Genomic DNA, 21,041 nt, shown 5'->3' with positions numbered 1-21,041 from the left:
CTGGAGGACTTCCCAAAACTATTTCCAGGTCGGTTCAACGCAATCCGTAAACGCGAAAGATCTCCAACTTGGTTACCGTAAGTAATGTGGCGGGGAACTGTTCCAGCGATCTGCGGAATCCGGTCTTGAGAACCTTCCAACACTTCAGGTGGGCGATCGCGCGTTCAACGGCGGCGCGGAGCCGGTTGAGCGCGGTGTTGCACGCACGTCGGACCTCGGTCAACTCCCGACCCCGGGGCTTCTTGTACGGACTCGCGATGCCGGCACCCTGGTAGCCCTTGTCACCGATCATCCCGGGCCCGCCGGGTGCGTAGTGGCCTGCCCACCGGGCGGCGATCCCGGACACGTCGAAGGCCTTCCGGTCGTGCATGCCCCCGGACACGGATCACCCACGTCGACCACCCGTCCCGCGAGGTTGGCGACCACCTGCACGTTCTGCCCGCAGAAACCCTTCTTCTCGGAGAACAACCCGTCGACGTCGTCGCGTTCCCCGACCGGCGCGACCAGACCATCGACCAGGACCGCGTCCCGGCGGGCCTGGTCACGGACCCGCTCGTACAACGGGGTCAACACCTCGTCCACCAACGGTTCCAACTCGTCCTGGTAGCGCTCCACGGTCGTCGAGCCGCAGCCGAACACCTCACCGAGCACGTCCGGCGCGAGGTTGTGCCGCAGCCCGAACAGCACCATCACCAGCGCCGTGTCCAGCGGCAACGCCCGCGGCCGTCCCACCGGCAGGTCCCAGTCCAGCAGCGCGTCCACCTGCTCGACCAACCAGTCGACTTGATCGGAGTCCAACCCGGTCATACGCTCACAACGCGGCGGCCGGCCGTTGATCGTTTGAGTCCACATAACCCGAATGATCTAGACGATGCCGGCCGCCGTCTCCACAAGCGACACGCCCGAGTTGATCACACCCGGGCCGTCACGCCACGTCACATCGACAGGGCTCGGTTCCGGATCGGCGGACCCCTTTCGGGAAGTCCTCCTGGTGGGAGTCAAAGATAGGCAAACTGCACATGAGCCGGCGATCGTAGGTGGGTAACATGGCGGGCTATGACTGACACCTCGTCGGACTTCGTCGTGCCGCCGGCTCCGTCTCTTGACGGCCTGGAGGACAAGTGGGTAGGCCGATGGGAAGAACTGGGCGTATACCGGTTCGACCGGACCGCGACCCGGAACGACGTGTTCTCGATCGACACCCCACCGCCCACCGTGAGCGGGTCGTTGCACGTAGGGCACGTCTTCTCGTACACGCACACCGACACGATCGCTCGGTATCAGCGAATGCAGGGCCGGGCGGTGTTCTATCCGATGGGGTGGGACGACAACGGCCTGCCGACCGAGCGGCGGGTGCAGAACTATTTCGGTGTACGGTGCGACCCGTCGCTGCCGTACGACCCGGATTTCACGCCGCCGGAGCAGCCAGGCAAGTCTGAAGTCCCGGTGTCGCGGCGCAACTTCATCGAGCTGTGCGAGCGACTGACCGTCACCGACGAGCAGGCGTTCGAGGCGCTGTGGCGGCGGCTGGGCCTGTCGGTGGACTGGTCGATGACCTACCAGACCATCGACGCCGCCGCGCGGCGGGTGTCGCAGCGGGCGTTCCTACGCAACGTGGCGCGCGGGGAGGCGTACCTGTCGGAGGCGCCGACGCTGTGGGACGTGAGCTTTCAGACGGCGGTCGCGCAGGCAGAGCTGGAGGACCGGCAACGGCCCGGCGCGTACCACCGGGTGGCGTTCCACCGACCGGGCGGCTCCCCGGTCTACATCATGACCTCGCGGCCCGAGTTGCTACCGGCGTGTGTGGCGCTGGTAGCGCATCCGGACGACGAGCGGTACCAGCCGCTGTTCGGCACGACGGTGCGCACGCCGCTGTTCGGCGTCGAGGTGCCGGTGAAGGCGCACCGGCTGGCCGTGCCGGACAAGGGCACCGGGCTGGCGATGATCTGCACGTTCGGTGACCTGATGGACGTGCTGTGGTGGCGGGAGATGCAATTGGCGACTCGCCCCGTCATCGGCCGTGACGGCCGAGTGCTGGCCGACCCGCCGCCGGGTCTGGACGGCCCCGAGGGTCGCGACGCCTACGCGCGGTTGGTGGGGGCCACCGTCCATACCGCCCGGGAGCGGGTGGTGGAGATGCTGCGGGTCTCCGGTGACCTCGACGGCGAACCGGAGAAAATCGTCCATCCGGTGAAGTTCTACGAGAAGGGCGACAAGCCGCTGGAAATCGTCACCACCCGGCAGTGGTACATCCGCAACGGCGGTCGCGACCTGGACATCCGCGAGACGCTGCGGGCCGCCGGCCGAGGGCTCGTCTGGCATCCGGAGTACATGCAGGCCCGCTACGACAGCTGGGCGACCGGACTGACCGGCGACTGGCTGGTCAGTCGGCAGCGGTTCTTCGGCGTCCCGGTCCCGGTGTGGTATCCGCTGGACGCCCATGGCGAGCCGGTCTACGACCAGCCGATCCTGCCGGACGAGGCATCCCTGCCGGTGGATCCGAGTACCGACGCCCCACCTGGCTACACCGCCGACCGCCGCGGCCAGGCCGGTGGGTTCGTCGGGGATCCGGACGTGCTGGACACCTGGGCGACGTCGTCGCTGACGCCACAGATCGCCGGCCGGTGGGGCACCGACGACGACCTGTTCGACCGGGTCTTCCCGATGGATGTACGCCCCCAGGCGCACGAGATCATCCGTACCTGGCTGTTCTCCACGGTCGTCCGCGCCCATCTGGAGCACGGCAGCCTGCCCTGGGCGCATGCGGCGATCTCCGGCTGGGTGCTGGACCCGGACCGCAAGAAGATGTCCAAATCCAAGGGCAATGCGGTGACCCCGATGGCCCTGCTGGAACAGTACGGCTCGGACGCGGCCCGCTACTGGGCGGTCAGCGGCCGTCCGGGCACCGACACGGCGTTCGACACCGGACAGATGAAGGTCGGCCGCCGGCTGGCAACGAAGATCCTCAACGCGTCCCGGTTCGTCCTCGGCCTGGGAGCACCAGCGCCGCACGCGGTGGTGGCGCAGGCGTTGGACCGGGCCACGCTGGCCGAGTTGGCCGTCGTGGTCGACGACGCCACCGCGGCACTCGACGGTTACGACTACACCCGGGCGTTGGAACGCACGGAGCACTTCTTCTGGCGGTTCTGCGACGACTACGTCGAGTTGGCCAAGACCAGGGCCTACGGTGAACGCGGCACAGCCGCGGCCGAGTCGGCACGAGCCGCGCTCACCACGGCGTTGAGCGTGCTGCTGCGGTTGTTCGCGCCGTTCCTGCCGTACGTCACCGAGGAAGTGTGGTCCTGGTGGCAGGTGGGCAGCGTCCACCGAGCCTCCTGGCCGTCGAGCGAGGAACTGCGGATGCTGACCGGTGACGCCGACGGCACGGCGCTCGCCGTCGCCGGCGACGTCATCGCCACGATCCGCAAGGCCAAGTCGGAGGCACGATTGTCGATGCGGGCCGAGGTGTCGAAGGTGCTTGTATGCGGCAGTGCCGACCTGCTGGCCGTGCTGGACACCATCGCCGAGGACGTGCAGGCCGCCGGCCGGGTGGGTTGGCTGGATACCGAGAAGGCCGACGGCTCAGGGCTGACCACGCAGGTGACGCTCCAATAGGGCCGGGTGACGATGGACGATCCAGGCCAGCCGGGTGACGATCACCACGCGGAAACTCGCATGCCCGGTACACCGCCCGCCGCTTAATGTGTAAGGCACAGACCCTGCACTGCTCATTACTGCACGGGGGTAACCGATGTCGCGTGCGCGGGGATGGCTACAGCAGACCACCAGCGGCCTGCCCCGGGCCTTCTGGTACCTGTGGACCGGCAGTCTGATCAACCGGCTCGGCTCGTTCGTCGTGATCTTCCTGGCCATCTACCTGACCGCCGGGCGCGGCCTGTCCGGCTCCCAGGCCGGCCTGGTGCTCGGCGCCTGGGGCGCCGGCGGAGCCGTCGGCACCCTGCTCGGCGGGACGCTCGCCGACCGCTGGGGGCGACGCCCGACGCTGCTCACCGCGCACCTGGGCGCTGCCACCATGCTGATCGTCCTCGGGTTGGCCGACCGGTGGTGGCTGCTCCTGGTGGGCGCCGCACTGCTCGGCCTGTTCAACGAGGGCGCGCGGCCGGCGTACGGGGCGATGATGATCGACGTGGTCCCGGCCGCCGACCGGCTGCGGGCCTTCTCGCTCAACTACTGGGCCATCAACCTGGGGTACGCGTTCGCAGCGGTGCTCGCCGGACTCGCCGCGCAGGTCGACTACTTCCTGCTGTTCGCGGTGAACGCGAGCACCACCCTGGCCACCGCCGCGCTGGTCTTCGTCAAGGTCGGTGAGACCCGGCCGGCGACCCAGGCGGCGGCACCGCTCGGCGCGGCCGTGGTCGCGGCCCGACCGGCCGGGTTGCTGGTTGTCGTCACCGACCGGGTCTTCCTCGGCTTCGTCGGGCTGAACGTGCTGCTGGCCATGGTGTTCATGCAGCACGGCTCGATGTTGCCGATCGCGATGGCCGACGACGGGCTGTCGCCCACCACGTTCGGCGCGGTGATGGCGCTCAACGGCGTACTCATCGTGATCGGGCAGCTCTTCGTCCCCCGGCTGATCACCGGCCGCAACCGCTCGCACGTGCTGGCTCTGGCGGCGGTGATCGTCGGGGTCGGCTTCGGCCTGACCGCCGTCGCCGACGTCGCCTGGTTGTACGCGGTGACAGTGCTGATCTGGACCGCTGGCGAAATGCTCAACTCGCCATCGAACGCGACGCTGATCGCCGAGCTGACCCCGGCCGCGCTGCGCGGCCGGTACCAGGGCGTCTTCTCGCTGTCCTGGTCGGTTGCCGCCTTCGCCGCGCCGATCACCGGCGGCTTCGTCTGGCAGTACGCGGGAAACACCGCGCTGTGGCTCGGCTGCGCCGCTATCGGCGGGGTGGTCGCGGTGGGTCAGCTGATCGCCGGACCGGCGCGCGAGCGGCGGGCCGCCGAGCTGCGGACGGGCGCGTCGGCCGTGACCCGGCCGACCCAGTCCCAGCTCACGACGCCGGAACGATCCCAGCAGCCGCTGGCACCGGCCCATCCGCAGTAGTTGCCAGGCCGGCAGAAACAAATAACCGGCGGCGGGGAGCGACACTCACCCCCGTAAGCGTCGCTCCCCCTCGCCGCCGGTTTCGGGTGGCGCCGTCCCCCAACGGCCCAATGCCACCGGTCCCCCGGCACCCAGCCCGGCAGTTCGGACCGAACCGGTCCGACGGCCCCCAGCCGATCCCGGGCTCGGAGCGTGGCTCAACCGTAGTTCCTGCCACTTCCGGTGGACAAGGCGATTCGGTTGTACCCCCAATCACACCATCGGACGTGCCGGGTGGGTTTAAGCCGCGACAACACCGGCGAGTGATGGCGAATACACACTCAGGCATCCTCGCGGTCGGGAGATTCGAGCCGGAAGAAATTGCTCTGCGTACCGTCCGTGCGCTGTTCCTGGTAGATGAAGTTCAACCGACGCTGATCAAACGTCCCAAACCACTCATCCCAGGAGATCTTTCGTAGATTACCGCCGCCGTAGCCGGGGAAGTCGATCCGCAGCACGCTCGGCCGGCCGTCACGAGGGGCGCTGACGGTCGCCGGTGCGCCGCCCCGGGCATCGGCCCACTGCCGGATGGTCCGGTGATCGGTGGTGACCAGGCTACGCCCGGCACGTTCGGCGTGCTGCTGCGGATCGTCGATACGCTGGGCGTACTTCAGTGAACTGGACGACTTGGCTCCAGACCGGATCTTGGCAGCACCCCCGCCGGACCGGTCACCGCCGCCCGCGCCAGCGGTGTTCCTACCCGCCGAACTGCTGCTCTTACGGGCCGAACTGCTGCTCTTACGGGCCGAACTGGTGCTCTTACGGGCCGAACTGGTGCTCTTACGGGCCGAACTGGTGCTCTTGCCGGCTGGTGCGGAACGTCGGGCAGTCGGCGAACCCGCCTTCGGCCGAGACGCCTGCTGCGCCCGCGCTGGCGTGCCACGGCGCATCGCTCGCGCCAACGACTTGATCAGATCGGGCTTGCGCAGGTTGGACGTCCCGGTCACCCCACGCTTGCGCAGCTGGTCTCGCAGTTCGTCGACGCGAAGGTCGGCAAGGTCGCTCTCCCGTACCGCGCCGCCGGCCCGGCCGATGGTCGCCGGGCTGGCCTTGCGGGCCGGGCTGGCCTTACGGGCCGAGGTGGAGCTACGGGCCGAGGTGGAGCTACGGGCCGAGGTGGAGCTACGGGCCGAGGTGGAGCTACGGCCGGCCTTGGACCGTCCGTCCGACGCCGGGCTGCGGCGCCGGGTGCTGGTCTGTTGAGGCATGGTCTGCTCACTCCCTTTGACAGTGTCCCTGCGGGGGGGCAGTGGGCGACGATTACGCCACCATGCGAGCAGTACCCTGCTGGCTCCCTACAAACCTGGATCCTCCGGCGTCTTGTCGTCGAAAAGGTGCGCGAAGGCGCGCAGGTTCGCCAGCGATTCACCTCTCTTGACCCGCCATTCCCACTCGCGGCGGATCGCCGAACCGAAGCCGATCTCCAGCATCGCGTCGAATGACTCGTCGGCATAGGTGAGCACCGAGCCGAGTATCCGGTCCAGTTCGTCTTCGGTGATACCGGCCAGCCCGACACGACCGGTGAGGTAGATGTCGCCGACCGCGTCGATCGAAAAGGCGACACCGTACATCCGGGCGTTGCGTCGCAGCAGCCAGGTCCACAACTCGGTACGCCGTTCATCGGGCTGCCGCATCACGAATGCTTCTATTCGCAGCGCCTGCTCGCCGACGATCAGATTGCACACCGTCTTCAGCTTGTGGGTGCCCGGCAACGTCACCGCGTACGACAGGTCACCGGTCGGTTCCCAGCTCAGCTCGCGCTCGGCGCAGACCGCCTCGATCAGCGCCGCCACCTCGGCTCGTCCGCTCATCGCACTCCTGGTCAGCCCACGCTCGCCGACAGGGCGTCGGCGTCCCGGGACATCCCGGCGGCGGTCGCCGCGCGGTACGCCCGCACCGCCCCACCGTAGACGTCGAGCAGCCCGGCCGCAGTGCGTGCCCAGGAGAACTGCCGGGCGTGTTCCACCGCGCCCCGCCCGAGCCGGTCCCGCAACGCCGGGGCGGCCAGCAGATCGCCGATCGCCCGGCCCCAGTCCTCCGGGCGGTGCCCGGCGACCAGCACTCCGCTGCGCCCGTCGCGGACCGCGGTGACCAGTCCACCGACGGAGGCGGCCAGCACCGGCGTGCCGCAGGCCTGAGCCTCCAGGGCGACCAGACCGAACGATTCGTTGTACGACGGCACCGCGACCAGGTCGGCGGCCCGGAACAGGGCCGGCAGGTCGGTACGGGCCAGCGGCGGCATGAACTGCACCAGATCGTCCACTCCCAGCGATCTCGCCAGGTCGATCAGAGCCCGCGGCTGGTCCAGACCGGTTCCGCTGGGGCCACCGGCGACCACCACCGTGAGATCGGCGACCGCGCCCGGATCCCGCCGACGTAGTGCAGCCACCGCGCGCAGCAGTACGTCGGGTGCCTTCAGCGGCTGGATTCGGCCGACGAACGCCACCAGATGGCCGCGGACCGGCAGGCCGAACCGCCGTCGGGCGGCCGCCCTGGTGGCCTGTTCCCGTCCGGGTGGGCCGGGCCGGAACCGGTCCAGGTCGACGCCCGGTTCGACCACGGACACCCGGTCCGCCCCGGCGCCGTACCAGTCGATCAACTCGCCGGCCTCGGTCCTGGTGTTGGCCACCAGATGGTCCGCCTCGCTGACCACCTGTTCCTCGCCGATGATCCGGCAGGCCGGTTCAGGCCGGTCACCGGCTGCCAGCCGGGCGTTCTTGACCTTGGCGAGAGTGTGCGCGGTGTGCACCAGCGGCACCCCCCAGCGCTCCTTCGCCAGCCACCCGACCTGCCCGGAGAGCCAGTAGTGCGAGTGGATCAGGTCGTAGTAGCCGGGTGCCCGGGCGGCTTCCGCCCGCAGCACCCCGGCGGTGAACGCGCAGAGCTGCGCCGGCAGGTCCTCCTTCGGCAGCGGTTCCAGCGGGCCGGAGATCACCTGCCGCACCCGTACGCCGGGTGCCATCTCCACCACCGGCGGTACGCCGCCCGCCGTCGCCCGGGTGAAGATCTCGACCTCCACGCCGGCCTCGGCCAGCCGCCGGGACACCTCGACGATGTAGACGTTCATGCCGCCGGCGTCGCCGGTGCCCGGCGAGTCCAGCGGAGAGGTGTGCACCGACAGTGTCGCGACCCGACGGGGACGCGGCGGCGGCTGGTTGTCACCCTGCCCGGCCTGACCCACCTGCACCACGTCGCTCCCTCCGCTCGCCTGATCGCAGCCAACGCCACCAACCAGGACGACCCGTCACATCTTCCCGGTACTGGCAGCGACATGCCGCACTACAGCGGGTGGAGGTGATCCACCTCTCGCCGGCGGCGACGCCCGGGGCCGACCGGCGGCGATCGTCCCGAGCCGCCGAGCGGCGACAATGGCGGGATGACACCGATCGCCATCGTCACCGGAGCGTCCAGCGGGATCGGCGCGGCCACCGCCCGCCGGCTGGCCGCCGAGGGCTTCCACGTGGTCGCCGCCGCCCGCCGCGGCGACCGGCTCGCCGACCTGGTCGACTCGATTCGCGACAACGGCGGGGCCGCCACTGCGGTGACCTGCGACGTCACCGACGACGGGTCGGTGGCCGGGCTGGCGCAGGCGGTCAGCGGGTTGGCCCAGCAGGGTGACCCGCCCGGGCGGGTCACCCTGCTGGTGAACAACGCCGGCGGGGCGCGCGGGCTGGACCCGGTCGAGTCCGCACCGGTGGCCGACTGGCGGTGGATGTACGAGGTGAACGTGCTCGGCACGCTGCGGGTCACCCAGGCTCTGCTACCGGCGCTGACCGCCAGCGGGGCCGGCACCGTCGTGGTGATCGGCTCCACCGCCGGGCAGGTCGTCTACGAGGGCGGTGGCGGCTACACCGCAGCCAAGCACGGCCAGACCGCGCTTACCGAGACGCTACGGCTGGAGCTGTGCGGCCGGCCGGTCCGGGTGGTCGAGATCGATCCGGGCATGGTGCGTACCGACGAGTTCAGCGTGAACCGGTTTGGCGGGGACACCGCGCGGGCCGACGCGGTCTACGCCGGGGTGGCCGAGCCGCTGGTCGCCGACGACATCGCGGACTGCGTCGCCTGGTGCGTCACCCGCCCGCCGCACGTCAACGTGGACCGGCTGGTGGTCCGCCCGTTGGCCCAGGCAGCGCAGCACAAGGTGCATCGGGTGCTGCCCGGGTGAGCGGGGGGCGGGCGGCCCGGCCGGGCGGAGCCCGCGCGACCGACCCGGCACGGCCGGTCGGCGAGGTCACCCGGGGCACCACCGCACCGAACCGACTGCGCCGGGCCGACCGGTGGATCGCGTACCGCTGCGGGCCGGCGCTGACGGACTCGGCCGGTCCACCGCTGGTTGTCGACCTGGGTTTCGGTGCCCATCCGGTGACCACCGTCGAACTGGCCGCCCGGCTGCGGGCGGTGCGGCCGGACGTGCGGGTGGTCGGGCTGGAGATCGACCCGGACCGGGTCACGGCGGCGGCTCCGGCTGCCACGCCACCAGAACTGATCTTCGGCCGGGGTGGATTCGAGCTGGCCGGACTTCGGCCGGTGCTGGTCCGCGCGTTCAACGTGCTGCGCCAGTACGCCGAGTCCGACGTCGCAACGGCGTGGGCGACGATGCGCGCCGCGCTGGCCCCCGGCGGGTTGCTGGTCGAGGGGACCTGCGACGAGCCGGGCCGGGTCTGCTCCTGGGTGCTGCTCGACGCCACCGGGCCGGTCTCGCTGACCCTGGCCGGCCGGTTGGCCACCCTGGCCGGCCCGGCCGGCGGCGGGCCGGCGGTGCTCGCCGAACGGCTACCGAAGGCGCTGATCCACCGCAACGTGCCGGGCGAGCGGGTGCACGCGCTGCTGCGGGCGCTCGACGAGAGTTGGCGGGCGGCGGCCGGCTATAGGCCGTACGGGCCACGGCAGCGCTGGCTGCACACGGTGTCGGCGCTGCGGGACGGCGGCTGGCCGGTGCTGGACCGACCGGCGCGGTGGCGGCTCGGCGAGTTGACCGTGCCCTGGTCGGCGGTGGCCCCGACCGACGGCGCAACGGTCGAATCCGGCCGGCGGGTCAGCTAGTCGAACGAGCAGTTGATCAGGACCGGCTCCGGGTGCAGTGCGACGCCGAACCGGTCGCGGACCCCGTCCCTGATGGTGCCGGCCAGGTCGAGCAGCGCGGCGGTGCTGCCGCCGCCCCGGTGGGTGAGTGCCAGGGTGTGCTTGCTGGAGATGGCGACCGGCGCGTCGCCACCCGGGTAGCCCTTGCCGTACCCGGCCTTGTCGATCAGCCACGCCGCGCTGACCTTGACCGCGTCGCCACCGGCGACCGGCCAGGTCGCCGGCTCGCCCGTCCCGGCGGCGGCGACCCGGGCGTGGAACCGCCGCGCGGCGGCGGCGTCCAGCACCGGGTTGGTGAAGAACGAGCCCACCGAGCGGGTGTCCGGGTCGGTGGCGTCGAGCACCATCCCCTTGCCGGCCCGTAGCCGCAGCACGGCGGCACGGGCGTCGGCCAGCGGCACCCGGTCACCGACGGCGACGCCGAGGCTGCGGGCAAGCTCGGCGTAGCGCACCGGGGTGGACAGTTCGCTGCGGGCCAGTTGGAAGTCCACCGCCAGCACCAGGTAGCGGTCGTTGCGTTTGAACAGGCTGTCGCGGTAGGCGAACCGGCAGTCGGCGGCAGGCAACGCGTACCGCTCGTCGGTGAGCCGGTCGTGCACGTGCACGGCCTGCACGGTCTCGGCGACCTCCTGACCGTAGGCGCCGACGTTCTGGATCGGGGTGGCGCCGGCAGCGCCCGGGATGCCGGACAGGCACTCCACCCCGGACCAGCCGGCGGCGACGGTCGCCGCGACCAGGTCGTCCCACGGCTCGCCAGCCTCGACCCGAATGGTGACGGTGGCCGGACCACCAGCCCTCGCCGGTTCCTCGGTGACCACCTGGAACCCGGTGGAGCGGACCAGGATCACCGTGCCGGGGAAGCCGTCGTCGCCGATGACCACGTTGCTGCCGCCGCTGAGCAGCAAGATCTGCTCCCCGCGCCGGCCGGCGTCACGGACCGCCTCGGTCAACTCGTCGGCGGTGGTCGCGGTGACCAGCCGGTCGGCCGGGCCGCCGAGGGCGAGCGTGGTATAGCGTGCCAACGGCGCAAGGGCCGTCGGGTCTTCAGCAGATGGCGCGTGGGCACTAACGTCAGGCACACCCCTCACCCTAGGCTGGATTCCACCCGCGCCACGCCACTGGCTGTCGGCTCGACCCGGAGGATCATGATGAGCAGGCTGCACGGCTCCAAGGACTTCTGGCTCGGCGCACTACGGGCGGACGGTCCGGCGTTCCGGGCCGCGGTCGCCCAGGTGCCGCTGGACGCGCCGGTGCCGTCCTGCCCGGACTGGACGGTCGTCGACCTGGTGCACCATCTCGGCGTCGTGTACGTGTGGGTGCGGGAGACCGTGTCGCGCGGTGTCGCCGATCCGCGGGAGGAGCGGCCGCCGGTGGTTGCCAAACCCGACGGGGCCGAGGCGGTCGGCTGGTGGCAGCAGGAGTTCGACGCGCTGGTCACCCTGCTGGACGGGCTCGACCCGGAGATACCGGCATGGAACTGGGCGCCGCAAGCCAAGAAGGTGGGCTTCTGGGTCCGGCGGATGGCGCACGAGACCGCGGTGCACCGCTGGGACGCGCAGACGGCGATCGCCGGGGTGGAGCCGGTGGAGGCGAAGCTGGCCGCCGACGGGATCAGCGAGGTGCTGGACTCCTGGCTGCCGGCGGGCCGGCGGCGCAGGCGCCAGCCAGCGTACGGAGTGGCGCATCTGGTGGCGACCGACGCCGAACAGGAGTGGTACGTCCGGTTGCGGGGCGAGGGTATGGCGCTGCTGGACACCGACACGATCCTCGACTCCGATGATCACCACACCCGGACCCTGGCCACCGGCACCGCGAGTGACCTGCTCCTCGCACTCTGGGGTCGGGTGCAGTTCGACGTGCTGGACGTCTCCGGCGACGCAGCGCTGCTGGACGCGCTGCGGGTCGGCTGACCCACTGCCCGCTCTTCCGTCCGTCGGCTCCGGGGTAGGTAACGCGCCGGCAACGTTCTGAGAACGCTCTCTTGACAGGCAGTGATTGACCTCCCACTCTCGTGAGAGCGCTCTCACCGACCACGCCCGGCCAGTCGGTCAGGCCGCCAGGGTCGACAGAGAGCCAGCCAGCAAACACGCAGTTTCCGCACCCCACCATGCCTGGATCCGAGAGGGGTCAATCCATGGGCACCGATTCACGCCGCCGACTGGTCACCGCGACCGCCGCCGCGGTCACCGTGCTCGCCGCAGCTACCGGCTGCGGCGGCGACGAAGCCGCCGACGACGGCACCATCACCCTGACCGTCGACGTCTTCGGCCAGTTCGGCTATGAGGAGCTGTACAAGCAGTACGAGGCCGAGAACCCCGGGATCAAGATCGTCGAACGGGGCACCGGTACCAACCTTGACGAGTACTCCCCCAAGCTGACCCAGTGGCTGGCCGCCGGCAAGGGTGCAGGCGACGTCGTCGCCATCGAGGAGGGCCTGCTCATCGAGTACAAGGCCAATCCGCAGAACTTCGTGAACCTGCTCGACCACGGCGCCGCCGAGCTCGAAGGCAACTTCATGCCGTGGAAGTGGGACCAGGCGCTGACCGCCGACGGCAGCCAGTTGATCGGGCTCGGCACCGATGTCGGCGGCATGGCGATGTGCTACCGCACCGACCTGTTCGAGGCCGCCGGGCTGCCGACCGACCGCGACGAGGTCTCCGCGCTCTGGCCGACCTGGCAGGACTACATCTCCGTCGGCGGGCGGTTCATCGAGGCCGACACCGGCGCGTCGTTCCTGGACGCGGCGACCCAGACATTCAACACGATCGTGCTGCAGACCGCCGGTGCCGCCGAGGGTTACCACTACTACGACCTCGACGACAACCTCGTCGTCGACACCAACCCGGCCGTCAAGCAGGCCTGGGACATCACCATGGACATCATCGACTCCGATCTGAGCGGCAAGTACGGTGCCTGGTCCGACGAGTGGGTGGCCGCGTTCAAGCAGGCCAAGTTCGCCACCATCGCCTGCCCCGCCTGGATGACCGGGGTCATCGAGGGCAACGCCGGCCCGGAGGCGGCCGGCAAATGGGACATCGCCAAGGTGCCCGGTGACGGCGGCAACTGGGGCGGATCGCACCTGGCGGTGCCGGCGCAGAGCGAGCACCAGGAGGAAGCCGTCAAGCTGGTCAAGTTCCTGACCAGCCCGGAGGGGCACATCGGGGCGTTCAAGGCCAAGGGCCCGCTGCCGTCGTCGCCGCAGGCGCTCGACGATCCGGCGATCCTGGAGGCGACCAGCGAGTACTTCAACGACGCCCCGATCGGGCAGATCTTCGGTGAGGGCGCCAAGAACCTCAAGCCGGTCTACATGGGACCGAAGAACCAGGCGGTCCGCACCGAGGTGGAGAACGCCGTCCGTACGGTCGAGCTGGGTCAGCGTACGCCCGACGAGGGCTGGACCGACGCGGTGAACAACGCCAAGACGGCGGCCGAGAAGTGACCGCGGGCCGGGTGGCGCAGGTCGAGCCGGGGCAGCCGGCCGCCGACGCCACCCGGCCGGCCCGGCGACAGCCCGAGCCGCCGCACCGGCGGCCCCGGCTGTGGCTGGCCCGGCTGGACACCAAAGCATCCCCGTACCTGTACATCGCGCCGTTCTTCGTGCTGTTCGCGATCTTCGGCGCCTACCCGCTGGGCTACACGTTCTGGGTGTCGCTGCACGACTGGGACCTGCTCGCCGCCGAGCACCCGTTCGTCGGCTTCGACAACTACAGCCGGCTGCTCGGCGACGGCGACTTCTGGAACTCGGTGCTCAACACGTTGGGCATCTTCGTCATCTCCACCGTGCCGCAGCTGCTGCTGGCGCTCTGGCTGGCACACCTGTTGAACCGGCAGCTGCGGGCCCGCACCTCGTTCCGGATGAGCATCCTGATCCCGAACATCACCTCGACGGCGGCCGTCGCGATCGTCTTCGGCCAGCTGTTCAGCCGCGAGTTCGGCATGATCAACTGGGCGCTGGACCTGGTCGGCGTCGACGCCGTCGACTGGCGTAACACCCGGTTCGGCGCCTGGGTGGCGATCTCGACGATGGTCGACTGGCGGTGGACCGGCTACAACGCGCTGATCTTCCTGGCCGCGATGCAGTCCATTCCGAAGGACCTGTACGAGTCGGCGGCGATCGACGGCGCGCGACCCGCCCGGCAGTTCTGGTCGATCACCGTGCCGATGCTGCGGCCGACGATCGTCTTCTGCGTCATCATCTCCACCATCGGCGGGCTGCAGTTGTTCACCGAGCCGCTGCTGTTCAACTCCGGCCCCAACCCGATCCGGGGTGGGCCGCTGCGCGAGTCGCAGACCATGACCATGTACATGTTCGAGAACGCGTTCGCGCCGCACTTCAACTTCGGCTACGGCTCGGCGATCGCCTGGATGCTGTTCGCCCTGATCGTCGTCATCTCGCTGATCAACGTGCTGGTGATCCGCCGGCTCGGCAACAGCACCCGGAAGCAGGGGTGAGCACCGTGAAAGCCAGTCAGCACCTGTGGAGCGCCAGCAAACTGACGTACGCGACGCTGATCGTCGCCGGGCTGATGTCGATCTTCCCGATCTACTGGATGTTCGTGGTCGCCACCCGGTCCAGCGACGCGATGGGGCAGATCCCGCCGCCGCTGACCCCGGGCGGCAACCTGCCGGGCAACATCGAGCGGCTGTTCGACAATCCGGACGCGTACTTCCTCACCGGCATGATCAACTCGGCGATCGTCGCCGGCACCGTCACCTTCTCCGTGGTGCTGTTCTCGTCGCTGGCCGGGTTCGCCTTCGCCAAACTGCGGTTCAAGGGCTCCAACGCCCTGCTGCTGGTGATCATCGCGACGATGATGGTGCCGACCCAGCTCGGCGTCATCCCGCTGTACATGCTGATGAGCCAGCTGGACTGGAACGACCGGCTCGCCGCGGTCATCGTGCCGGCGCTGGTCACCGGCTTCGGGGTGTTCCTGATGCGGCAGTACGCCAGCCAGGCGGTCAGCACCGAACTGATCGAGGCAGCCCGGGTCGACGGCTGCTCCACGCTACGGATCTACTGGAACGTGGTGCTGCCGGCGCTGCGCCCCGCCGCCGCCGTGCTCGGCCTGCTCACCTTCATGACCATGTGGAACGACTTCCTCTGGCCGTACGCGGTGCTCAACGACCCGGAGAACCCCACCGTGCAGTTGTCGCTGCGGGCGCTGTCGAACGGCTACTACAACGACATGTCGCAGGTCTTCACCGGTACGGCGCTCGCTACGCTGCCACTACTGATCGTGTTCATCATTTTCGGCCGTCAGATCATCGGCGGCATCATGGAAGGTGCTGTCAAGGCGTGACGAACTCCAACCAGCCCGTACGGTTCCCCGACTCGTTCATCTGGGGCGCGGCGACCGCGTCGTACCAGATCGAAGGCGCCGCCCGGGAAGCCGGTCGCGGCCCGTCGATCTGGGACACGTTCAGCCGTACGCCGGGCAAGGTGCACGCCGGGCACACCGGGGACGTGGCCTGCGACCACTACCACCGCTACCGCGACGACGTAGCGTTGATGGCCGAACTGGGGCTGCACACCTACCGGTTCTCCATCGCCTGGCCGCGCGTACAGCCGGACGGCACCGGCCCGGTCAACCCGCACGGGCTGGACTTCTACGACCGGCTCGTCGACGAACTGCGCGGGCGCGGCATCGAGCCGATCGTCACCCTCTACCACTGGGACCTGCCGCAGACCCTGGAGGACCGGGGCGGCTGGACCAACCGGGAGACGGCCGAGGCCTTCGCCGAGTACGCGCGGGCCGTGCACGCCCGGCTCGGCGACCGGGTCCAGACCTGGACCACGCTCAACGAACCGTGGTGCTCGGCGTACCTCGGTTACGGCGCCGGACTGCACGCACCGGGCCGTACCGACCCGGCCGCCACCTTCCAGACCGTGCACCACCTGCTGCTCGGCCACGGGCTGGCCAACCAGGCGCTGCGCGCCGCCGGCGCGTCCACCGTCGGGATCACGGTCAATCCGACCTCGGCGTTCCCCGCCGACCCGGCAAGCGAAGCCGACGCCAAGGCGGTCGAGCTGGTCGAGGACCTGCAGAACCGGATCTTTCTCGATCCGATCCTGGGCGGCGGCTATCCACGGCGCATCCTCGACCACGTCAGCCGGTTCACCAGTCTGGACCACATCCGCGACGGCGACGAGAAGATCATCAGTGCGCCGATCGACCTGCTCGGTATCAACTACTACTCCCCCACCTACCTGGCCGCCCGCGACGGCGCACCCGGTGGTGGCGGGGCGTTCCCCGGCACCGAGGGCATCGAGTTCATCGCCCCGGAGCCGCCGCTGACCGACATGGGCTGGCAGATCCAGCCGTCCGGGCTGACCGCGCTGCTGAGTAAACTGGGGCGGGACTACCCGGGCGTACCGATGATCATCACGGAGAACGGCGCCGCGTTCCCCGACCAGCTGCACCCCGACGGCGACCGGGTCGACGACAGCGACCGGGTCGCCTACCTGGACGGGCATCTGCGGGCCGCGCACGCCGCGATCGCCGCCGGGGTCGATCTGCGCGGTTACCTCGTGTGGTCCCTACTGGACAACTTTGAGTGGTCGTACGGCTACGCCAAGCGATTCGGCATCGTGTACGTGGACTACCTGACCCAGCGGCGGGTGCCAAAGGCCAGCGCACGGTGGTACCAAGAGGTGATCCGCCGCAACGGCATCGGCTGAGCCGCTGGCGTTCACCGAGGTGGGGTGGCACCTTTCACAGACGGGGAGCACAGGTGTGAGCATGGCCAGGGAACGTCCGACGCTGGAGGCAGTGGCCCGCCGGGCCGGCGTGTCCCGGGCCACCGTGTCGCGCGTGGTGAACGGCTCCACCACAGTTGCCGAACCGATTCAGGACGCGGTTCGACGGGCGGTCCAGGAGCTGGGGTACGTCCCCAACCTGGCCGCCCGCAGCCTGGTCACCCAGCGCACCGACTCGATGGGGCTGATCCTGCCGGAGACCGCCACCCGGGTCTTCTCCGACGACCAGGTCTTCCCCGGCATCATCCACGGCGTCAGCCAGGAGCTGGAGGCGGCCGACAAGCAGCTGGTGCTGATGATGTCCGGCTCGGTCGGCAGCCACGACCGGGTCGAGCGCTACGCCCTGGGCCGACACGTCGACGGAGTCATGTTCGCCTCGATCCACGGCGTCGACCCGATGCCCGGCACCCTGGCCCGCAGCGGCCTGCCGGTGGTGTGCAGCGGCCGACCGATGGGCCAGGTCAGCGCCGGAGTGCCGTACGTGGACGTGGAGAACGAGGCCGGTGCCGAGCGGGCGGTCCGATACCTGCTCGAATCCGGCCGGCGGCGGGTGGCGACGATCGCCGGCCCGCAGGACATGATCGCCGGGGTGGACCGGCTCGCCGGCTACCGGACGGTGATCCGGGAGACCGGTGGCCGGTCGCTGGTCGCCGCCGGCGACTTCACCCGCGAGTCGGGTGCGGTCGCGATGCGTCAGCTCCTCGAGGACGACCCGGCGTTGGACGCCGTCTTCGTCGCCTCCGACCTGATGGCCCACGGTGCCATCCGTACGCTGCGGGAAGCCGGCCGCCGGGTGCCCGACGACGTCGCGATCATCGGTTTCGACGACATCGAGATGGCCGGCTACCTGGACCCGGCGCTGACCACCGTCCGCCAGCCGATCCAGGAGATCGGCCGGACGCTGGCCCGGCTGCTACTGCGGCTGGCCGACGGCGAGGCCGTCGGGCCGGCTGTGGTGCTGCCCACCGAACTCGTCCGGCGCGACTCCGCCTGAGGTCCGGCTCCCGGTCCGCTCCCGGTCCGCGCCCCGGTCCCGCTCTGACCCTGACTGACCTCGCCTGCCCTCGCCTGACTGGGTACGCGCGGTTTGCGAGATCATGCAGATAAACGCAGTTCACAAAACCACTGGTCAACCGCAATTCAATTTCGACTTTTCGTAGTTGTCGCAGGTCACCCCAGCCCCGCCGCCGCGAGCCGAATAACGACAAGGCATTGCCGAGCACGAATGCCACTGTTACCGTGAAATCAAATCCGCAACAGGAAGGGGACATCCGTGCGTACTCTCGCAAGAGTCGCCGTCACCGCGGCGATGGTCGTGGGCGCGATGGCCGCCACCGGGACCGCCGCGGTCGCCGCCGAGTCGTCGTCCAACGCCCAGGCCAGCACCACGTCCGCCAGCACGGCTGCGGTCGGCTACTACTACGGCTACGGCAGCGGAAGCAGCGCGAGCAGCGCAGTGTACAACGCCAGGTACCAGGCCGAGATCTGGGCGCAGATTGACGGCTACAACCCCTTCATCGACTGCTTTGTCGTCAACTCGTACGTGACCCAGATCAGCGACTACTACTACACCGCCAACGTCACCCTGCTCTGCTACTGACCAGCAATTCTTGAAGATCGGAACAATTGCGCCGGCCCACCTGGCAGTGGGCCGGCGCGCCCTTCCCGGCCCCGGACCTCGCGCCCCGGGCCTCGTGCTTCCTGCTTCCTGCTTGGGGCTTCGGGTCGGCGGGTCGGGCGGGTCGGCAAACTTCCGGTACCTCATGGTGCCTCCGACGACCTGATGCCACAGGTGCATCTTGATGCACCTGTGGCATCAGCTCAACCGGCATTCCCGACCCCGCAAGCGTGACATCTCGCACGCATGTCGTTACAAAAGGCCATCGTCAACCTGGCCAACTGGCTGGGCCGACCAGGCTCGCCCCTCAGCGGCCGCTACGGCGGGCAACATCCGAGGTTCCGGCCTCACGCCGACGGCGTACCGACCAGGTGTCTCATCGCTGCCAGGGTCTGGTCGATGGTGGCGGGGAGGTCGGGGTCGCCGTGCTGGTCGGGGTCGCCGTGCTGGTCGGGGTCGCCGTGCTGGTCGAGCCAGCGGGTCACCGCGGTCCGGAACGTGGTCACCGCGATCTCGGCGGCCAGCCGGGCGGTCAGATCGTCGATGCCGCGATCGCGGAAGCCCTGCTCCAGTGCCGCCGACAGCAGCGCAAACTTGCGTAGCTCGCGCTCGTGCAGAGCCGGTTCGGCGTCGATCACGGCCCGTCGGCGTAACAGGTAGTCGAGACTGCGGCAGGCAGGCACCGAGGTGTGGTGGCGGTCGGCCGCGACCGGGAGCGGCCGACCCGGACGGTTCCGGACCCCCGGGCGGTGACCGGCTCACTCGACGAGGTCTGTGCCCGGCTGGCCAGTGAGGCGCCGGCCGTCGTGATCAACACGGTGGGCCCGTTCGCGGCCACCGCGCCGCTGGTCGCGCGGGCCTGCCCGGCCGGCACCCACTACGTCGACGTCGGCAACGAACTGAGCGCGTTCGAGTCGCTGCACGCCATGCACCGGGAGGCGGCGGCGACCGGTCGCACGCTGGTCTACGGCGCGGGCTTCGGCGTGCTCGCGACCGAGAGCATCCTGCTGCATCTGCTGGCGGCCGAGGAGAAACCTTCCCGGGTACGCGTCGACGCAGTCGCGTCGGTCGAGGTCAAACCGGGTGCCCTCGGCAAAGCCCTCGCCGCCACCATCGTGCACGGGGTGCTCGACGGCGGCCGCAAGGTGCGGCAGGACCGATTGGTACGCACCCGGGCCGGTGGTGCCGCCGAGCGGTTGACCACCCCCGACGGCGACGTGGTCACCACCGCCGCCATGGCAGCGGCGAACTCTTCGCGGCCTGGCAGGCCAGCGGCGCCCCGTCGGTGATCGACGCCTCGGCTCTCGCCCCCGCCACCCCGGCCGCCAGGGCGGCGATGTCGGCGGTCGGTGGCCTGCTGCGGCTGTCCGGCCTGGCCGGCTACGCCGCCCGGCGGCTCGCCCGCGCCACCACGACCGCAGTCAGGTCGTACCGTCCGCTGGCGGTGAACCATAGACTGGAAGGCGCACTTCAGCAGCTGCGGGCTGACCACCTGATATAAGGCATGGTTTATACTCGGGGCATGTGGGACGTCGTGCTGGTCGCCCCGGTTGAGGAGTGGTACCTCAGGCTGTGCGAGTCGGACCCGACCTCCGCCAACCGGGTCATGGAGGCGATCGACCACCTGGCGGAGGAAGGCCCTGGGCTTGGCCGGCCGATGGTCGACCGGATCCACGGCAGTCGGTTGCACAATCTGAAGGAGCTGCGGCCGGGCTCTGCCGGGCGCTCGGAGATACGTCTGCTGTTCGCCTTCGATGTCGAACGGGACGCGGTGATCCTGGTCGCTGGCGACAAGGCGGGCCGATGGAACCAGTGGTACCGGGAGAACGTCCCGGTCGCGGAGGCGCGGTACGAGGAGTATCTGGTCGAGCGCAAGAGTGGGGAGGGGTCATGACGGCCCGTCGGTGGAGCGATGTGAAGGCTGAGGCGGTCACCCGACAGCCGTGGCTCGCCAGTGAGGAAGCACAGGCGCAGCGGGCCGCGATTCGCGGCGAGAATATCGGCCGCATCCGGGGACACGAGTTGGCCGAGATGCGTAAGTCTGCCGGGCTCACCCAGGCCGAAGTAGCTGTGGCACTCGGGGTGAGTCAGGCCAGGATCTCCCAGATCGAGCATGGCCAGGTCGACAGCCTGGACACACTGCGCGCGTACGCCGAGGCGCTGGGTGCCGAGGTTTCGATCGTAGTGTCCCGTGGTCCGCTCACCCTGCGGGTTGCCTGACCAGCCCACGAGACCCGGAGCAGAGTAGGCACCGAGCCGCTACAGACCTGCTGATGCGTGACGCGGAGGCTCTTTACCGCGCCCCGGCCAAGCCTGGCAGCGAGTCAACAGGCGCTGCCACGGAAACGGTCGAGTCGGTGTCGAGGCTGAGCTGGCCGCCCCAGGCGACCACATCATCACAGGTCCGCCAGCCGGACGAGATCACGTGACCGCGTGGCCACAAGCTCGATGTCGGCCTCGCCCGGGAACAGCCC

At 69.8% G+C, this 21,041-nt stretch carries 22 protein-coding genes; 15 read left to right on the top strand and 7 right to left on the bottom strand.

Translation table 11 applies throughout. The annotated features are described in order from the left end of the window. Window positions 1–34 precede the first annotated feature (34 nt). Window positions 35–370, bottom strand: coding sequence for a transposase family protein (locus O7610_RS26215; protein WP_289211539.1), 336 nt, complete (start codon window positions 368–370; stop codon window positions 35–37). Continuing rightward, window positions 289–807, bottom strand: a complete 519-nt coding sequence (locus tag O7610_RS26210) for a transposase family protein (protein WP_289211540.1) — start codon at window positions 805–807, stop codon at window positions 289–291. Before O7610_RS26210 ends, O7610_RS26215 begins: the two co-directional genes overlap by 82 nt. A gap of 249 nt (window positions 808–1,056) precedes the next feature. Between O7610_RS26210 and valS the strand changes: the two genes are divergently transcribed. Both valS and O7610_RS26200 read left to right on the top strand, forming a co-directional pair. After that, a complete protein-coding gene (gene valS, locus O7610_RS26205; protein WP_281553042.1) occupies window positions 1,057–3,615 on the top strand; it encodes a valine--tRNA ligase in 2,559 nt (852 codons plus the stop codon). A 136-nt stretch (window positions 3,616–3,751) separates the two neighbouring features. Next, window positions 3,752–5,071, top strand: coding sequence for an MDR family MFS transporter (locus tag O7610_RS26200; protein ID WP_281553041.1), 1,320 nt, complete (start codon window positions 3,752–3,754; stop codon window positions 5,069–5,071). Window positions 5,072–5,391: 320 nt separating this feature from the next. Here the strand turns inward: O7610_RS26200 and O7610_RS26195 are convergent, their stop codons facing one another. From O7610_RS26195 to mshA, 3 genes are all read right to left on the bottom strand, one after another. Beyond that, complete coding sequence (locus O7610_RS26195) at window positions 5,392–6,318, bottom strand: hypothetical protein (RefSeq protein WP_289212106.1); 927 nt, start codon at window positions 6,316–6,318, stop codon at window positions 5,392–5,394. An 87-nt stretch (window positions 6,319–6,405) separates the two neighbouring features. Further along, window positions 6,406–6,921, bottom strand: coding sequence for a type III secretion system chaperone family protein (locus tag O7610_RS26190; RefSeq protein ID WP_281553039.1), 516 nt, complete (start codon window positions 6,919–6,921; stop codon window positions 6,406–6,408). An 11-nt stretch (window positions 6,922–6,932) separates the two neighbouring features. After that, on the bottom strand, window positions 6,933–8,297 hold the full coding sequence (mshA, locus tag O7610_RS26185; protein ID WP_281567136.1) for a D-inositol-3-phosphate glycosyltransferase: 1,365 nt from the start codon (window positions 8,295–8,297) through the stop codon (window positions 6,933–6,935). Between the two features lie 189 nt (window positions 8,298–8,486). On the opposite strand from mshA, the gene O7610_RS26180 reads away from it, so the two are divergent. Both O7610_RS26180 and O7610_RS26175 read left to right on the top strand, forming a co-directional pair. Continuing rightward, window positions 8,487–9,275, top strand: coding sequence for an SDR family oxidoreductase (locus tag O7610_RS26180; RefSeq protein ID WP_281553037.1), 789 nt, complete (start codon window positions 8,487–8,489; stop codon window positions 9,273–9,275). After that, window positions 9,272–10,153 (top strand): class I SAM-dependent methyltransferase, encoded by an 882-nt coding sequence (locus O7610_RS26175; RefSeq protein ID WP_289212105.1) that lies wholly within the window; start codon window positions 9,272–9,274, stop codon window positions 10,151–10,153. The genes O7610_RS26180 and O7610_RS26175 overlap by 4 nt, the downstream gene beginning before the upstream one ends. Here O7610_RS26175 and O7610_RS26170 read toward each other — a convergent pair. Next, window positions 10,150–11,271 (bottom strand): UDP-N-acetylmuramate dehydrogenase, encoded by a 1,122-nt coding sequence (locus O7610_RS26170; protein WP_281553034.1) that lies wholly within the window; start codon window positions 11,269–11,271, stop codon window positions 10,150–10,152. The genes O7610_RS26175 and O7610_RS26170 overlap by 4 nt on opposite strands. Window positions 11,272–11,340: 69 nt before the next feature. On the opposite strand from O7610_RS26170, the gene O7610_RS26165 reads away from it, so the two are divergent. From O7610_RS26165 to O7610_RS26135, 7 genes are all read left to right on the top strand, one after another. Then, window positions 11,341–12,102: a maleylpyruvate isomerase family mycothiol-dependent enzyme gene (locus tag O7610_RS26165; RefSeq protein WP_289213696.1), complete on the top strand. Its 762-nt coding sequence runs from the start codon at window positions 11,341–11,343 to the stop codon at window positions 12,100–12,102. A 224-nt stretch (window positions 12,103–12,326) separates the two neighbouring features. Further along, a complete protein-coding gene (locus O7610_RS26160; RefSeq protein ID WP_281553033.1) occupies window positions 12,327–13,631 on the top strand; it encodes an ABC transporter substrate-binding protein in 1,305 nt (434 codons plus the stop codon). Between the two features lie 11 nt (window positions 13,632–13,642). Then, window positions 13,643–14,644 carry a carbohydrate ABC transporter permease gene (locus O7610_RS26155; RefSeq protein WP_502959058.1) on the top strand — a complete coding sequence of 334 codons (1,002 nt, stop codon included), beginning with the start codon at window positions 13,643–13,645 and terminating at the stop codon, window positions 14,642–14,644. 74 nt (window positions 14,645–14,718) lie between these two features. Further along, window positions 14,719–15,492 carry a carbohydrate ABC transporter permease gene (locus O7610_RS26150; RefSeq protein ID WP_282234816.1) on the top strand — a complete coding sequence of 258 codons (774 nt, stop codon included), beginning with the start codon at window positions 14,719–14,721 and terminating at the stop codon, window positions 15,490–15,492. Next, a complete protein-coding gene (locus O7610_RS26145; protein WP_289212104.1) occupies window positions 15,489–16,871 on the top strand; it encodes a GH1 family beta-glucosidase in 1,383 nt (460 codons plus the stop codon). The genes O7610_RS26150 and O7610_RS26145 overlap by 4 nt, the downstream gene beginning before the upstream one ends. Window positions 16,872–16,932: 61 nt before the next feature. Continuing rightward, window positions 16,933–17,943 carry a LacI family DNA-binding transcriptional regulator gene (locus O7610_RS26140; protein WP_281553031.1) on the top strand — a complete coding sequence of 337 codons (1,011 nt, stop codon included), beginning with the start codon at window positions 16,933–16,935 and terminating at the stop codon, window positions 17,941–17,943. Window positions 17,944–18,222: 279 nt separating this feature from the next. Next, window positions 18,223–18,549, top strand: a complete 327-nt coding sequence (locus O7610_RS26135) for a hypothetical protein (protein WP_281553030.1) — start codon at window positions 18,223–18,225, stop codon at window positions 18,547–18,549. Window positions 18,550–18,914: 365 nt separating this feature from the next. On the opposite strand, the gene O7610_RS26130 is transcribed toward O7610_RS26135, so the two are convergent. Further along, a complete protein-coding gene (locus tag O7610_RS26130) occupies window positions 18,915–19,250 on the bottom strand; it encodes a hypothetical protein (RefSeq protein ID WP_289212103.1) in 336 nt (111 codons plus the stop codon). Window positions 19,251–19,259: 9 nt separating this feature from the next. Between O7610_RS26130 and O7610_RS26125 the strand changes: the two genes are divergently transcribed. The 4 genes from O7610_RS26125 to O7610_RS26110 are packed head-to-tail and all read left to right on the top strand — an operon-like array spanning window position 19,260 to window position 20,787. After that, a complete protein-coding gene (locus O7610_RS26125) occupies window positions 19,260–19,856 on the top strand; it encodes a saccharopine dehydrogenase family protein (RefSeq protein WP_281553028.1) in 597 nt (198 codons plus the stop codon). Then, on the top strand, window positions 19,853–20,068 hold the full coding sequence (locus O7610_RS26120) for a hypothetical protein (RefSeq protein ID WP_289212102.1): 216 nt from the start codon (window positions 19,853–19,855) through the stop codon (window positions 20,066–20,068). The genes O7610_RS26125 and O7610_RS26120 overlap by 4 nt, the downstream gene beginning before the upstream one ends. 21 nt (window positions 20,069–20,089) lie before the next feature. Next, window positions 20,090–20,461 (top strand): type II toxin-antitoxin system RelE/ParE family toxin, encoded by a 372-nt coding sequence (locus tag O7610_RS26115; RefSeq protein ID WP_289212101.1) that lies wholly within the window; start codon window positions 20,090–20,092, stop codon window positions 20,459–20,461. Next, on the top strand, window positions 20,458–20,787 hold the full coding sequence (locus O7610_RS26110) for a helix-turn-helix domain-containing protein (RefSeq protein ID WP_281553025.1): 330 nt from the start codon (window positions 20,458–20,460) through the stop codon (window positions 20,785–20,787). The genes O7610_RS26115 and O7610_RS26110 overlap by 4 nt, the downstream gene beginning before the upstream one ends. The last annotated feature ends 254 nt before the right edge of the window (window positions 20,788–21,041 follow it).

This window comes from Solwaraspora sp. WMMA2065, from assembly GCF_030345075.1.
Lineage (GTDB): Bacteria > Actinomycetota > Actinomycetes > Mycobacteriales > Micromonosporaceae > Micromonospora_E.
This window is presented reverse-complemented; position numbering and strand designations above follow the sequence as displayed.